The 14,494-nt window shown below is 73.5% G+C and carries 12 protein-coding genes and 1 pseudogene; 9 read left to right on the top strand and 4 right to left on the bottom strand.

Features of this window, described 5'->3' with window-relative positions; genetic code table 11:
- Positions 1–97 precede the first annotated feature (97 nt).
- Positions 98–601 (bottom strand): 2-oxo-4-hydroxy-4-carboxy-5-ureidoimidazoline decarboxylase, encoded by a 504-nt coding sequence (locus ABZ873_RS18535; RefSeq protein ID WP_360872659.1) that lies wholly within the window; start codon positions 599–601, stop codon positions 98–100.
- A gap of 461 nt (positions 602–1,062) precedes the next feature.
- Between ABZ873_RS18535 and ABZ873_RS18530 the strand changes: the two genes are divergently transcribed.
- Positions 1,063–1,815: an RNA polymerase sigma factor gene (locus ABZ873_RS18530; RefSeq protein WP_360872765.1), complete on the top strand. Its 753-nt coding sequence runs from the start codon at positions 1,063–1,065 to the stop codon at positions 1,813–1,815.
- Positions 1,815–2,846 (top strand): hypothetical protein, encoded by a 1,032-nt coding sequence (locus ABZ873_RS18525; protein WP_360872656.1) that lies wholly within the window; start codon positions 1,815–1,817, stop codon positions 2,844–2,846. The genes ABZ873_RS18530 and ABZ873_RS18525 overlap by 1 nt, the downstream gene beginning before the upstream one ends.
- Positions 2,847–3,146: 300 nt before the next feature.
- On the opposite strand, the gene ABZ873_RS18520 is transcribed toward ABZ873_RS18525, so the two are convergent.
- Entirely contained in the window at positions 3,147–3,998 is an 852-nt protein-coding gene (locus ABZ873_RS18520; protein WP_360872653.1) for a L,D-transpeptidase family protein, read from the bottom strand.
- A gap of 303 nt (positions 3,999–4,301) precedes the next feature.
- On the opposite strand from ABZ873_RS18520, the gene leuE reads away from it, so the two are divergent.
- Positions 4,302–4,952 (top strand): leucine efflux protein LeuE, encoded by a 651-nt coding sequence (leuE, locus tag ABZ873_RS18515; protein WP_360872651.1) that lies wholly within the window; start codon positions 4,302–4,304, stop codon positions 4,950–4,952.
- A 73-nt stretch (positions 4,953–5,025) separates the two neighbouring features.
- Here the strand turns inward: leuE and ABZ873_RS18510 are convergent, their stop codons facing one another.
- Together ABZ873_RS18510 and ABZ873_RS18505 are read right to left on the bottom strand one after the other, a co-directional pair.
- Positions 5,026–6,360: a polysialyltransferase family glycosyltransferase gene (locus ABZ873_RS18510; protein ID WP_360872648.1), complete on the bottom strand. Its 1,335-nt coding sequence runs from the start codon at positions 6,358–6,360 to the stop codon at positions 5,026–5,028.
- Positions 6,357–7,340, bottom strand: a complete 984-nt coding sequence (locus ABZ873_RS18505) for a glycosyltransferase family 2 protein (protein ID WP_360872645.1) — start codon at positions 7,338–7,340, stop codon at positions 6,357–6,359. The genes ABZ873_RS18510 and ABZ873_RS18505 overlap by 4 nt, the downstream gene beginning before the upstream one ends.
- Positions 7,341–7,516: 176 nt before the next feature.
- Between ABZ873_RS18505 and ABZ873_RS18500 the strand changes: the two genes are divergently transcribed.
- From ABZ873_RS18500 to ABZ873_RS18475, 6 genes and pseudogenes are all read left to right on the top strand, one after another.
- The gene (locus tag ABZ873_RS18500) at positions 7,517–8,863 is read left to right on the top strand and encodes a DUF6716 putative glycosyltransferase (protein ID WP_360872642.1); all 1,347 of its coding nucleotides are present in this window, start codon (positions 7,517–7,519) and stop codon (positions 8,861–8,863) included.
- Positions 8,860–9,225: pseudogene (locus ABZ873_RS18495) on the top strand (NTP transferase domain-containing protein); the annotation flags it as partial. The gene ABZ873_RS18500 and the pseudogene ABZ873_RS18495, both read left to right, overlap by 4 nt.
- 438 nt (positions 9,226–9,663) lie before the next feature.
- Entirely contained in the window at positions 9,664–10,563 is a 900-nt protein-coding gene (locus ABZ873_RS18490) for an N-acetylneuraminate synthase family protein (protein WP_360872762.1), read from the top strand.
- Positions 10,564–10,619: 56 nt separating this feature from the next.
- Positions 10,620–11,801, top strand: a complete 1,182-nt coding sequence (locus ABZ873_RS18485; protein ID WP_360872640.1) for a hypothetical protein — start codon at positions 10,620–10,622, stop codon at positions 11,799–11,801.
- Between the two features lie 137 nt (positions 11,802–11,938).
- Positions 11,939–13,183, top strand: a complete 1,245-nt coding sequence (locus tag ABZ873_RS18480) for a M20 family metallopeptidase (protein ID WP_360872759.1) — start codon at positions 11,939–11,941, stop codon at positions 13,181–13,183.
- A gap of 229 nt (positions 13,184–13,412) precedes the next feature.
- Positions 13,413–14,474: a BMP family ABC transporter substrate-binding protein gene (locus ABZ873_RS18475; RefSeq protein WP_360872637.1), complete on the top strand. Its 1,062-nt coding sequence runs from the start codon at positions 13,413–13,415 to the stop codon at positions 14,472–14,474.
- The last annotated feature ends 20 nt before the right edge of the window (positions 14,475–14,494 follow it).

The following is a 14,494-nucleotide window of genomic DNA, read 5'->3' as shown; positions in this document are numbered from 1 at the left end:
CGGCCGGGTACGGTCCACCGGCCCCGGACATCGTAGCGACGACTTGTCGGTTCCCTCGCGCGGGGTCCGGCGGTGTGATCAAACAGCCACGTACGGGCTATCCCACAGGGGCGAATCGCCCGATTTCGGCCGCGGTAGCCCCGGCCGGCGCGGCGAGTCGGCGTGTCAGGTCCAGCAGCCGCGCCTGGGCGACCCGCCGCAGCTCGTCCGCGGAGATCGACCGCTCCTCGTCCACCTCGTGCCCCATCCGCCGCCGGATGGCGGCCAGCAGCTGGTCCGCCTGCTCCTCCGGGGGGTGACCGCCGAGGAAGACCACGAAGGCGTGCCCGAACTTGCGCTCGTACTCCGCGCGGGCGGCGCCGAGCGCCAGCAGCGCGGCGTAGGGCGCCCCGTGGTCCAGCTCCGCCGAGCGCTCGGCGGCCAGCGCCTCGCTCAGATCGGCCTGCGACAGGTCGTACGACGCCTCGTCGGCGGCGGCCAGCAGGGCCCCGGCATCGGGGTAGGGCCGGTGCGCGGCCACCCGCTGCGCCCACCGCCGGCTCCCGCAGCAGACCAGCAGCACCTCGCGCGCCTCGGCGTCGGTGAGCGCGTTGAACCGCACCAGGCCGCCGCCCCCACGGGAGCCGCCCCCGGCCCGGGAAATACCGCCGACGGCCTGTGCCGGAAGGTGGCTGGACAGCGGAGTGCTCCTCAGGACGCGACGCGGGTATGCCGCCACGCTACCGAGCGGGGGCGGGGGCGCGCCGTGCCCATGCCGGAATTTCACTCGGAAGTGAGACCGAAAGGATGATGTGAACGCGCGGGGCGGGCATGGTGGAATGCCCGGACGAGGGGAGGGCGACCGAGGCCGCCACCCCCCACAGGAGAGGCCCCGGTCGCCGTCCGTCACGGGCTCGTGCGACAAGCCCGTATCCCTGTCAGCGCCGGGGGTGCGTTTTGTGTCACACCTCGCTCCGCGCAGGATTGGTTGCACGTTGTATCACTCGTGGACGAGAGGTGCCGGAACGCCGTAACGTGCTGATTTGCGCCACACGTACAGGGACAGTGAACGGGTTGGGGACTTTGCTGGGGGACGACGCGGAGCTGACCACCGCGGTGCTCGCGGCACAGGACGGCGACGAGAACGCGTTCCGTGCTGTGTACCGCGCCGTGCACCCACGCCTGCTCGGTTACGTACGCACGCTCGTCGGGGACGGCGACGCCGAGGACGTGACCTCCGAGGCATGGCTGCAGATCGCCCGCGACCTCGACTCCTTCACCGGCGACGCCGACCGCTTCCGCGGCTGGGCCGCCCGGATCGCCCGCAACCGGGCCCTCGACCACATCCGCATGCGCGGCCGCCGCCCCGCCATCGGCGGCGACGACACCGAGCTGACCGGCTGGGCCGCCGAATGCGACACCGCCGGAGCCGCCATGGAATCCCTGGACACCGGGCGGACCATGGCGCTCATCGCCCAGCTCCCGCAGGACCAGGCCGAGGCCGTCGTACTGCGGGTCGTCGTCGGGCTCGACGCCAAGAGCGCGGCCGAGACCCTGGGCAAGCGGCCCGGAGCCGTCCGCACCGCCGCGCACCGCGGCCTCAAGAAGCTCGCCGAACTGCTGGCCGCGCAGGCACTGGAGGGCGCCTCCGGACCGGGCGCGGACACCGGCTCCGGGCCGGTCGAGCCCGTCGGCCATAATGCCGAGGGCCGTGTGTGGGACGGCAGGGCCGGGAGGGATCTCGACGCCGTACCCGCCCAGCGCGGCCGGGTCGGGGGCTTCGTGGAGAAAACCGGTGTGACGCATTCACGTTGGCGGACGCAGAAGGACATGTGATGGCCGACGAGCGCGACAGGTGGCTGGACAAGGCCGCGGCGGACGCATTGCTGCGCGGCGGGCCGGCGGAACCTGTGGGGCCGGCCGCCGACGCGCGGGGCGAGGCTGCCCGGCTGCGCGCGGCCCTGGACGCCCTGGCCGCCGTGGGCGGGCCGCCGCCCGCGGGCGCGCCGCTGCCCGGCGAGGAGGCGGCGGTGGCCGCCTTCCGTGCCGCCCGCGGCGCCACGCCGCAGGACGGCGCGGCCCGGAGCGCGGGGCGCGGAGCCCATGAACCCCTGGTCGACCTCGGCCGCCCCGCCGCCGCGTCCGCTTCCGTACCCGTACGCCGGCGCGGCCGGACCGTGAGCTTCGGCCTGGCCGCCGCCCTGGCGAGCGTCGCCGCCGGCGGACTGGCCGCCGCGGCCGGTGCGGGGCTGCTCGACGGGGGCCGCCGTACCGCCGCGGGACCCGCCCCCGCGCTGTCCGTCAGCGCCGAGGAGCACCCGTTCACGGACACCCGGAGCGGAACGCCCACCCTCACCCCGAAGCTGCGGCCCACCCCCGTACCGGATGGCTCGATCCCGCCGGTCCCCAGCGAGCCCCCGCGCCCGCCGGAGGAGACCACGCGCGCGACCCCCGGCTTCGGCACCGTCGGCGGCTCCACCTCCGGTTCCACCACGACGGGCGGCACCGGCAGCGCGGGCAAGGACAGTCGGGAGGAGCCGAGCACCGTGGGCGGCCAGGACGGCGGCCGCGAGACCCCGGCCACCGGGGGCGGCGGCAACCGCGACCGCCAGCGCGAGCTGGAGGGCAGGCTGAAAACCGACCTGTGCGAGGACTACCGGAAGAACCGGCTCGACAACGACCGCCGCGAGCGGCTGACCCGCCTGGCCGACGGCGTCACCCGGATCCCCGCCTACTGCGCCTCGGTCCTGGGCGGCGACACCGGGGGCCCGAAGCGGCGCGACTCCCCGCTGGGCGGAACCCTCCGCTCCGCGACCCTGGAACCGGCGGCCCCGATGGGCGCCCCGGCCCTGCGCGGCGGCCGCTGACCGTGTGCCGGCGTATGCGCTCATTCATCCGCTGAGCTGGCTGTAACACTTTTCGAAGCGGTGGCGCAGTACATATCGAGCCGACTGGTCATCGGCCGCGCATGAGCCGGGGTTCCCCCCGTACCTCTGGGCTCTGCGCAACCGGCGCGGGCGGGGCACGTTCCCCCGGCCCTGCCCGCGCCCTCTACTTCCCGGCCCGCCGTGCACGCCGTACAAGGCGTACACGCCCGCCGGGCCACCGAACGACAAAGGGCCGCCCTTCCGGGCGGCCCACCGTCATGTTCGCGTCCTGCACCGGGCTCACCAGTAGACGACGACCTTGTCCCCGACCTGCACCTGGTCGAAGAGGGCGGACAGCTTGCCCTTGTCGCGGACGTTCACGCAGCCGTGCGAGGCGCCGTTGTAGCCGCGGGCCGCGAAGTCGGCCGAGTAGTGCACCGCCTGGCCGCCACTGAAGAACATCGCGTACGGCATCGGCGTGTGGTAGATCGTCGAGGTCCAGTCCTTGGCCTTCCAGCCCACGTTGAACACGCCCTCGCGGGTGGGGGTGTTCTCCGAGCCGAAGCGCACGTCCATCGTGGAGACGACCTTGCCGTCGATCATCCAGGCGAGGGTGCGGCTCTCCTTGCTGATGCACATGACACGGCCCGTCATACAGCGCGGGTCCGGGGCGTCGACCTCGTTGACGGTCGGCGGGCGCAGCTCCTCGGCGGTGGGCTTCTTGCTGGAGCTCTGGATCTTCTTCCAGGTGGGGTCGTCGACGCCGCCGGTCGCGGTCAGGCCGTTCTTCGACTGGAAGGTCTTCACCGCGGCGGTCGTCTTCGAGCCGTAGAAACCGGTCGGCGCGACGCTCATCAGCTTGAGCTGCTTGAGCCGGGCCTGGAGCTCGCGCACCTGCTCGCTCTCGTCGCCGTTGGCCATGATCTGCTTCACCGAGGGGGAAGGCGAGGCCGAGGCGGAAGCGGAGGCGGAGGCGGAGGCGGAGGCCGAGGCCGAGGCCGACGGGGAACCGGAGGGCTTGTCGTCGGTGGAGGCGGAGGTTTCGGGGGTGGCACCCGCCGTGGACGCCGACGGCGACGCGGAAGTGGAGCCCGAGGACTCCGACTTCTGCGGCCCGCAGGCGGTCGCGGCGAGCGCGACGGCGGTGGCCACCCCGATCGTGCGGATTATGAATCTCTGGCGCTGCATTGCAGTCCCCCCGGGTCTCTACGTCGTGTATCTAGGTGATGCTCCGCGTGCCGGGACAGTTGCGCTGGGTCCCCGGATGTTGCGCCATTGTGACCAGCGGTCGTCCGCGGGCTGACGCAGCGGTGTGCGGGGAAGGTTGTATCAGCCCCGCGGCCGGTGGCTTCACGGGGGTCGGGTACGGCGGCGGACCCCTCGGCGGACCCCTCGGCTTCCACATCGTGAAACACACTGGCGCGACAGGTGCGTACCCATGCGACACTCCTGCGCATGCTGGGTGTCATCGATCTGCCGACCTATCTGGCCGGCCTCGTCCTGATCATTCTGTTGCCGGGACCGAACTCGCTCTACGTGCTGTCCGTCGCCGCCCGCCGAGGCGTGCGTACGGGCTACAAGGCCGCCGCCGGGGTGTTCACCGGCGACGCCGTGCTGATGGCCCTCACCGCCGTGGGCGCCGGGGCGCTGCTCCGGGCCAGCCCGCTGGTGTTCACCGTGGTCAAGTTCCTCGGCGCGGGCTACCTCGCCTGGCTCGCCGTCGGCATGATGCGCGGCGCGTGGGCGCTGTGGCGCACCCGCCGCCAGCGGGACGAGGCGGCTGAGGCCGCCCCCGCCGAGGCCGCCGGGAGCGAGCGTCCGTACCGCAGGGCGCTGCTGATCAGCCTGCTCAACCCGAAGGCCATCCTCTTCCTGATGTCCTTCTTCGTGCAGTTCGTGGACCCGTCCTACGCCTATCCCGCGCTGTCGTTCCTGCTGCTCGGCGGGCTGCTGCAGACGGGCAGCTTCCTCTACCTCACCCTGCTGATCTTCGGCGGCACCCGCCTGTCGGAGGCGTTCCGCCGCCGCAAGCGGCTCTCGGCCGGGGCCACTTCGGCGGCCGGGGTGCTCTTCCTGGGCTTCGCCGCCAAGCTCGCCGTCAGCTGAGGCGTCGGCCGGACCCGGGCGTCAGCCGGACCTGGCCGTCAGCCGGACCCGGCCGACGCCCGGCACCCCGCCGTCAGCCGAGGACCCGGCGCAGCCTACGGGCCACCCGCCGGGCCGTCCTGCTGCGCGGCAGGAAGGACAGCCGGGCCGGGATGCCGCCGGGCAGGCCCAGCGAGGTCAGCCTGCGCCGGGTGAAGTACCGCCAGGTGCGCGGGGTCAGGTGCGCGGCCAGCCATGCCTCGGCGGAGGCCCGGCGCGCGGCCAGGATCTGCGGCTGCATGGTGAAGCCGACGGCGGTGAGCAGCCCGGCCGCCTCCGCCCGCACCCGCTCCGGCGAGGGCGGGGTCCAGCCGCGCACCGCCTCCGCGTCGGCCAGGTCGGGCAGCAGGGCGTCCACCAGCACCAGCGGCACCCGGTTGCTGTTCGGGTAGGGCGTCAGCCGGGCCAGCACGCCCTCGGTGCCGGTCCGCGCCACCGGCAGCCCGTACAGCGTGGCGGCGGTCAGCAGCCCGGTGGAGAAGCAGCCGGCGACCAGGGCCGGGCGCAGCCGCGCGTACAGGGTCTCGGCCAGCGCCGGGGTGCTCGTCACGGTGAGCCGGGCACCGAGCCGCCGGGCCTCCTCGACGGCCCGGCGGGAGTGGGCGGCCGGGGCGTTCGGATGGGGTTTGAAGACCAGCTCCCGGTGGCCGAGCGCGCAGGCGCCCCGGACCATCGCGGCGTGCAGCTCCTCCTCCTCGTCCGCCGTCATCAGGTCGAGCGCCGACAGGTACTGGCCGAGCAGCAGGGCGGGGGAGTCCCCGACGCCGTCCAGTTCCGCGCCGGGCGGCGGCAGTTCGGCGAGCACCTTGAGGAAGTCCTCCGCCGGTACGACCTCCACCCGCGCCCCGAACTCGCTGAGCAGCAGCGGCTCCAGGCCGGGCAGCAGATCCAGGTGGAGCACCCGCCGCACCCGCATCCCGAGCTGCGGGTCGAGCCGGAAGCGGGTGGGCCCGTAGCTCATCAGCCCGTCCGCGTACACGTCGACGGCCGCGCCCGGGAAGACCCGGCACAGGCTCTGCGCCGGCGGCACCTGGAGGGATTCCACGACCAGCTCGATCCGGTCGTCGCCGAGCCCCCACAGGGAGCGCAGCTGCCGCTCCCAGAGGGTGATGTCCTCGGCGCGCGGGGCCCAGGTGCTCGGATGCTGCGGGGCGATGACGGCGTTCCAGTCCAGGACCTCGTCGAAGCGCGTCCGCAGGGCCGCGAAGCCCGGCATGTCGGTGATCCCCGGCGTGACCTCGGCGGTGACCGCGTGATTGCTGGTCAGCAGGATCCGGCGGCCGGCGGGCGGGAAGCGGCCCGCGTCCACGGCCGCCGCGAGGGTGGCGGCGCCGTAGAGGGTGGAGGCCAGGAAGATCTGCGTGGTCATCGGGTGGCCGCCCCCGAGGGGAGCCGGCGGCCGGGGCGCAGCCGGCGCAGCAGGGCGGCGCGGTCGGCGTCCATCGTGTCCAGGACCCGGTCGAGCACGTCCTGGGGCATCCGGCCGAGTGCGGCCGTGCTCATCGAACGGAGTTTCCTGGCCACGGCCGGTTCGAACCTTTCGAGGGAGCCGAAATGGTGCGCGATAATCGCGCAGTACGTCCGTACGGATTTCGGGAGGAGCAGTGCGGAATCGCGGTCGGTGATCACTTCGGCGAGCACCTGGTCGAATGCCCGGATGAAATCGAGCTGCCGTTCGTCGCCGATCTGCGTCAAGGAGGTCGCGACACCGCGCCGGTAGAAGACCCCGGGCAGTCCGACCGCCGCGAACGAGGCCGCCTCCCGGTGCAGCCGCCAGATCCACGGCCGGTCCTCCGCCGTCCGCAGCCCGTCGGTGAAGTGCAGCAGCCCGCGCTCCAGCAGCCGCCGGTGGTACATGCCCGCCCAGGCGTACGGATAGTCCACCGAGGTGGCCCGGTCGGCGGGCAGGATCGCCGTGCGCGGATCGGCCACGACCGCCTCGGGGCCGAAGGGGACCCGCTGCACGCTCCGCGTCCGGCCGGTGCAGCTCACATGGTCCGTACGGACGAAATCGCAGCTCAGGGCCTCTATGGCGGCCAGCGTCCGGGACAGGTGGCCGGGGGCCAGCCAGTCGTCGCCGTCGAGGAAGGCCAGGTATTCGCCGCGCGCCGCGTCCAGTCCGGTGTTCCGCGCGGTGGCCAGACCGCCGTTGCGCTCGTGCCGCAGGAGCACCGCCCCCGGCAGCTCGCGCGCCGCCCGTTCCAGCAGGCCGGAGGTCCCGTCCGTCGAGCAGTCGTCGACGAGCAGGAACTCGAAATCGTCCCGGGCGTTCAGTCCGAGACTTCTCAGGGCGTCCGGCGCGTAGGTGCGCACGTTGTAGAACGGCACGACAACAGAGAGCTTGGGCACCCGCGAGACATTAGGACGCCCCCCGGCATTCACCGTGGCCCCGATGCGTATTCCGTGTGAACGGCGCCGGTCGGACGGGTTAACCCGTGCGCTTTCGCATTTCGTCGACGCGTTGTTAACCGGCTGTTGTGCGCTCGTTGGGCCGATCACCGAAATCACGGAATAGCTTCTGCCGCGTGCCAGAACGCAAACGCGTCGCCGTACTCGCCGATTCCGACACGCGATGGAAATGGGGGGCACTCACCGCCCGCCGCCTCGTGCCCGACCACCAGCTCAGCGGATACCTGCTGCGCGGCCGCGCCACCCCGACCGCGCGCCAGCTCGGCGAGGTGGGGGTGCGCGCCGAGCGGCTCACCGAGGTGACCTGCGCCGGCTTCCTCGCGGAGCTGGAGCGCGAGCGGTACGACGTGGTCGTGCTCGCCCTCGTCGGCGGCGCCGTCCAGGCCGTGCTGCACGGCGCCCGCGCCCTGTGGCCCGCCCCGGCGCGCAGGCCCGTACTCGTCACCGGATATGTGGGCGTCGTGTACGAGAAGCTCGCCGACGGGCTGCTGCTGCGGCACGGCGCGGACCTCGTACTCGCCAACTCCCGCCACGACGCGGAGCGGTTCCGCGCGGTCTACGAGGGCGTCGGCGCGGACGCCGGAGCCGTCACGGAGACGGCGCTGCCCTTCCTCGGCGGGACGGCGTACGAGCCCGACGCGCCCGGCGGGGACCGGGCCCGCAGGGTGGTCTTCGCCGTGCAGCCCTCCGTACCCGACAGCCGCGCCGACCGCGCCTACCTGCTGGAACGCGCCGCCGGGCACGCCCGCAGGCACCCGGACCGCGAGGTGCTGATCAAGCTGCGCAGCAAGCCCGGGGAGCACACCACGCACCTGGAGGAGCAGCCCTACCAGCGGCTCGCGCAGCGGATCCCGGGCGGGCTGCCGCCCAACTGCCGCCTGGTGTACGGGAACATGGGCGAGGTCCTGGACGGCACCGGCCTGCTGGTCACCGTCTCCTCCACGGCCGCCCTGGAATCCCTGCACCGGTCCGTCCCGACGGCGGTCCTCACCGACCTCGGCATCCGCGAGGCCCTGGGAAACCACCACTTCCTGGGCTCGGGCTGCCTGGCCTCATGGGACCAGCTCGACAGCGGCCACATCCCCCGGGCCGACCCCCGCTGGCTGGCCGCCCACGGGGTCCGGCCGGGCCCGCAGACCGGGCCCGCCGCGGACGAGCGCGCCTCGTACGACCCCTACGCGCTGGCCCGGGCCCGGGTCGGCGGGCTGCTCGCCGCCGCACGGCTGCCCTCGCCCGCGCCCTACTACACGCCCACCACCGCCCCCGGATACCTCCCCGGGATCCTCGCCCGGCACCGGCTCGCCCCCGACGGCACCCCGCTGGCCGGGGCCGCGCGGCCCGAGGCGGGGGAGTCCCGGCTGCGGCGCCGGCTGCGCGGGCATCTGCGGGAGGCCGCGCGCGGCGCGTACCGGCACGGCGTGCAGCGGGTCGCGCCGGTGATCCGCAGGCTGGGGGAGCTGTGAGGGTCCTCGCCGTCATCCCCGCCCGCGGGGGCTCCAAGGGGGTCCCCGGCAAGAACCTCGCCGAGGTCGCCGGGACCCCGCTCGTCGCCCGCGCCGTCGCCGCCTGCCGCGCCGCGCCCACCGTCACCGACGTGGTGGTCTCCACCGACTCCGCGGAGATCGCCGCCGCCGCCCGCGCCGCCGGGGCCGATGTCATCACCCGCCCCACCGCCCTCTCCGGCGACACCGCCACCAGCGAGGCGGCCGTCCTGCACGCGCTCGCCTCCTTCGAGGAACTGCACTCCCTCACCGTGGACGTGGTCCTCCTCGTCCAGTGCACCAGCCCCTTCCTCGCCACCTCCGACGTCGAGTCCGTGGCCGTCGCCGTCGCCTCCGGCGAGGCGGACTCCGCCCTGGCCGTCGCCCCCTCCCACGGCTTCCTCTGGCGCGCCGCCCCCGACGGCTCCGGCACCGGCGTCAACCACGACCCCGCGCACCGCCCCCGCCGCCAGGACCGCCCGCAGGACCTGCTGGAGACCGGCGCCGCCTACGCCATGGACGCCGCCGGCTTCCGCACCGCCCGCCACCGCTTCTTCGGCCGCATCCTCCCCGTCGCCACCGACCCCGCCCGGGTCCTGGAGATCGACGACCCGCACGACCTGGCCCGCGCCCGCCTCCTCGCACCGCTGCTCGACCCGCGCCCCGCGGCCCGTACGGCGCGGCCCCGTACCGCCGCACCGGCCGCGTCCCCCGCACCCCAGCCCCGTACGCCCCCGTCCCGGAGGACCTTCCCCGCCATGAGCTCCCAGCCCGGCCCCGCCCTGCCCGACCCCCGCCTGCGCACCCTCGGCGCCCGCACCGCCGGCCCCGGCCGCCCCGTCTACGTCGTCGGCGAGATCGGCATCAACCACAACGGCGACCTCGGCAACGCCTTCGCGCTCATCGACGCCGCCGCCGAAGCCGGCTGCGACGCCGTCAAGTTCCAGAAGCGCACCCCCGAGATCTGCACCCCGCGCGACCAGTGGGACATCGAACGCGACACCCCCTGGGGCCGGATGACCTACATCGACTACCGCCACCGCGTCGAGTTCGGCGAGGAGGAGTACCGCGCCATCGACGAGCACTGCGCCCGGCGCGGCATCGACTGGTTCGCCTCCCCCTGGGACACCGAGGCCGTCGCCTTCCTGGAGAAGTTCGACGTCCCCGCCCACAAGGTGGCCTCCGCCTGCCTCACCGACGACGACCTGCTGCGCGCCCTGCGCGCCACCGGCCGCACCGTGGTCCTCTCCACCGGCATGTCCACCCCGCAGCAGATCCGCCACGCCGTGGAGGTGCTCGGCAGCGCCAGCATCCTCCTCTGCCACGCCACGTCCACGTACCCGGCGAAGGCCGAGGAGCTGAACCTCCGCGTCATCGACACCCTGCGCGAGGAGTACCCCAACGTCCCCATCGGCTACTCCGGCCACGAGACGGGCCTCCAGACCACCCTGGCCGCCGTCGCCCTCGGCGCCGCCTTCGTCGAGCGGCACATCACCCTCGACCGCGCCATGTGGGGCTCCGACCAGGCCGCCTCCGTCGAGCCCGGCGGCCTCACCCGCCTCGTCCGCGACATCCGCACCATCGAGACCGCCCTCGGCGACGGGGTCAAGCGGGTCTACGAGTCCGAGCTCGGCCCGATGAGGAAGCTCCGCCGCGTGCGGGGCGACCTGGCCGCCGTCTGAGGGCCGCACCGGTCCGGCGCGTACGCACCAGCCCCGCCCCCGACAAGGAGTACGTGGTGACCCCCTCCGCCCCCACCCTGGCGTTCGTCGAGAGCCCGGTCCAACTCCTGAACGTGCTGGAGTGGGCCCACGTACGCGCCACCGCGCCCGGCGCGCGCCCGCTGGACGGGATCCCGCCGCAGCGGACCCGCGCGGCGGCGGCCCCGGCCCCGGCTCCCGTCACGGATCCCGCGCCGGCCGCCGCCGTACGGATCGTCGTCCTGCCGCCCACCGACCCCATGTCCCGCGGCCAACTGCGCCGGATGGCCGCGCTGGCCCGGGACGAGGGGCACGAGGTGTGCTGGCAGGAGGCGCGCGGCAGCCGCCTCGCGCCGCTCAGGGCGCTGGCCGCGCTGGCGCGCGACGTGCGCGCCGCGCGCACCGTCGTCGTGGGCGACCCCTTCTCGCGCTACGTCCAGCTCCTGCTCACCCTGGTGCGCGCCGAGGAGCTGGTGGTCGTCGACGACGGCACCGCCACCATGGAGTTCGTGGCGCAGACCGCCCGCGGCGAACGCCTCGTCCGCTGGCACCGAGCCGGCGGCGGCGGACTGCCCGGCCGGGTCCGCGAACTGGCCTACGCCCCCGTCTCGGCCACCGCCCGCCGCCGCTTCACACCCGCCCCCGTCGCCGCCGGGGGCCGCCGCGCCGACCGCCGCGTCGAGCTGTTCACCGCCATGCCGGTGGTCCCGCACGGCGCCATGACCCTGCGGGCCAACGAGTTCGCCTGGACCCGCGCCCGCTTCGGCCCGCCCCGCCTCACCAAGGGCACCGACCTGGTGGGCACCTCGCTCGTCGAGACCGGCGTGGTGGACCCCGACCGGTACCTGGACGCCGTCCGCGCGCTCGCCACCGAGCACGGCGCCACGCGCTACTTCGCGCACCGCCGCGAGTCCGCCGAGAAGCTGCGCGCCCTGAGCCGGGCGACGGGGCTGGAGATCGTACGCCCGGACCTGCCGCTGGAACTGACCGCCCGTCGCGGACCCGTCGGCCGGACGGTCCTGAGCTTCCCGTCCACCGTCGTCCACACCCTGCCGTACGCCCTGGCCGGAACCGGCGTCACCGTGGCCGTGTGCGAGGTCGATCCGGCCTGGCTCACCGGCTCCGCCACCCCCCGCGCCCGCAGCTTCCTCGCCGGGGTCACCGACACCGCCCGTGATGTGCGCAGACTCCCCGCCGGGACCGCCTCCACGGCCGGATGAGCGCGCGAGTTTACCCCCGCGTCCACCCGGTCATGCGTCCGGAGGCCGGGTTTCTTTCCCCTAACGGCATGAACTTTTTGTGATCCCCGGCCAGTTGGGCCGTTTGTGGGCCTACCCTTCAACGGGTGAACCAGTTGATGTCCCGCGAGTCCCAGACCCTCCAGCCCGTCACGCCCGACCGGCCCGAGCTTCCCGGCAAACTTCCGGACCACCTGCGTACCGAACTCATCGCCTTCCGCCGGGACTTGCACATGCACCCGGAACTCGGCCACCAGGAATTCCGGACCACCGCCGCCATCAAGGCCCGGCTGGAGGAAGCTGGGCTGCGACCACGGGTGCTCAACTCCGGCACGGGCCTCATCTGCGACGTGGGTACCTGGGACGGGGCCCGGCCGATGCTGGCCCTGCGCGCGGACATCGACGCCCTGCCCATCCCGGACGCCAAGACGCACGTCCCCTACCGCTCCACCGTCCCGGACCGCGCCCACGCCTGCGGGCACGACGTGCACACCACCGTGGTCCTCGGTGCCGGCCTGGTCCTGGCCGAGCTCGACCGGCAGGGCCTGCTGCCCCGTCCCGTACGGCTGCTCTTCCAGCCCGCCGAGGAGGTGCTGCCGGGCGGCGCCACCGAGGCCATCGAGTCCGGCGTCCTGGACGGCGTGGGCCGGATCATCGCCCTGCACTGCGACCCCCGGGTCGACGCCGGGCGCATCGGGCTGCGCCCCGGACCGATCACCTCCGCCTGCGACCGGCTGGAGGTCAGCCTGTCCGGCCCCGGCGGGCACACCGCCCGCCCGCACCTGACCACGGACCTGGTGACGGCCGCCGCCCGCGTGGCCGTGGACGCCCCGGCCCTGCTGGCCCGCCGGATGGACGCCCGCTCGGGCATGTCCGTCACCTGGGGCCGGATCGAGGCCGGGCACGCCTGCAACGTGATCCCGATGCAGGCCGAGCTGTCCGGAACCGTGCGCTGCCTGGACCTGAACGCCTGGCACGAGGCACCCGACATGATCCACGCGGCCATCGACGAGATCGCGACCATGCACGGGGCGAAGTTCGAGATCAACCACGTGCGCGGGGTGCCGCCCGTGGTCAACGACCCGGTGATCACAGAGCTGCTGCGGGAGTCGATGGCGGCCCGCCGCGGCGCCGACTCGGTGGAGGACACCGAGCAGAGCCTGGGCGGCGAGGACTTCTCCTGGTACCTGGAGCACGTCCCGGGCGCCATGGCCCGCCTGGGGGTGCGTACGCCGGGTGACGCCACCAAGCGCGACCTGCACCGCGGGGACTTCGACGTGGACGAGGACGCCATCGCCGTCGGCGTGGAGTTCTTCACGGCCGCGGCACTGATCGACGGACGCCGCGTCCTGCCCTCCCGCTAGGCAACGGGCCGGAGGCATTACCCCATCGGCGCGCCTCCCGGCGGAGCTGTCCAGCCCTTGGTACACAAGGGCTGGACGCTTTGGCAGTTACCGATCGGTCACTGTCCGGTTCGCGACGATCCGATAACGACTCATGAACGGGCCTTTAACTGACATCTACGCGCGTTACGATCGCCGCGAAACCAGCGCCGGTCGTGGCGCTTCGGTCAGGTTTTGAAGGAGCCTCCCCTTGCGCCGGATCACCAGGATCGCCACCGTGGGCATCGCGTCCGCGGCGCTGGCCCTCTCGGCCACCGCCTGTGGCGGAAAGAAGTCCTCTGACGCGTCCGCCTCCCCCTCGGAGTCGGGTCAGAAGTCCGCAGCCATCGCGTACGACATCGGCGGCCGCGGCGACCAGTCGTTCAACGACGCCGCCTACGCCGGTCTGAAGAAGGCCGAGACGGACCTGAAGATCAAGGGCGCCGAGGCGGAGCCCACCGACGGTGAGGGCGAGGCCGACAAGGTCCAGCGCCTGACCGAGCTGGCCCGCAAGGGCAACAACCCGGTCATCGGCGTCGGCTTCGCCTACGCCCCGGCCATCAAGAAGGTCGCGCCGAAGTTCCCGGACACCACGTTCGGCATCATCGACGACACCTCGGTCACCGGCGCCAACATCGCCAACCTGGTCTTCAACGAGGAGCAGGGCTCCTACCTGGCCGGCGTCGCCGCCGCCAAGGCGTCCAAGACCGGCACGGTCGGCTTCATCGGCGGTGTCGAGGTCCCGCTGATCAAGAAGTTCGAGGCCGGCTTCACCCAGGGCGTCAAGGACACCAACCCGAACGCCAAGGTGCTCTCCGCGTACCTGACCCAGCCGCCGAACTTCGACGGCTTCGCCAAGCCCGACCTGGGCAAGGCCGCCGCGCAGGGCCAGCTCGACGCCGGTGGCGCCGACGTGATCTACGCCGCCGCCGGTCTGGCCGGTTCCGGTGCCATCGAGGCCGCGTCCGCCAAGGGCAAGTGGGCCATCGGCGTCGACTCCGACCAGTACAACCAGGCCGGTCTGGCGAAGTACAAGGACTCCATCCTGACCTCGGTCACCAAGGACGTCTCGGACTCCGTCTTCAACCTGATCAAGTCGGTCGAGGACGGCAAGCCCACCACCGGTGAGATCCGCTACGGCCTGGACAAGGACGGCGTCGGCCTGGCCGACTCCAACCCGAAGTACAAGGAGATGACCGACGTCATCGCCGCGGTGGAGAAGGCCAAGGCCGACATCATCGCCAAGAAGATCACCGTCAAGACCGCCCCGTAAGGCAGTCTTCGACTCGAAGT

The organism is Streptomyces sp. NPDC047014, assembly GCF_040644195.1.
In the GTDB taxonomy this organism is placed as follows: domain Bacteria; phylum Actinomycetota; class Actinomycetes; order Streptomycetales; family Streptomycetaceae; genus Streptomyces.
Note: the sequence above shows the minus strand (reverse complement) of the source record. Positions and strands in the feature narration are given on the sequence as shown.

Excerpts from the sequence above, each read along its gene's own strand:
- ABZ873_RS18510 (WP_360872648.1), bottom strand. The coding sequence starts at position 6,360 with ATGACCACGCAGATCTTCCTGGCCTCCACCCTCTACGGCGCCGCCACC.
- leuE (WP_360872651.1), top strand. The coding sequence starts at position 4,302 with ATGCTGGGTGTCATCGATCTGCCGACCTATCTGGCCGGCCTCGTCCTG.
- ABZ873_RS18480 (WP_360872759.1), top strand. The coding sequence starts at position 11,939 with ATGTCCCGCGAGTCCCAGACCCTCCAGCCCGTCACGCCCGACCGGCCC.
- ABZ873_RS18525 (WP_360872656.1), top strand. The coding sequence starts at position 1,815 with ATGGCCGACGAGCGCGACAGGTGGCTGGACAAGGCCGCGGCGGACGCA.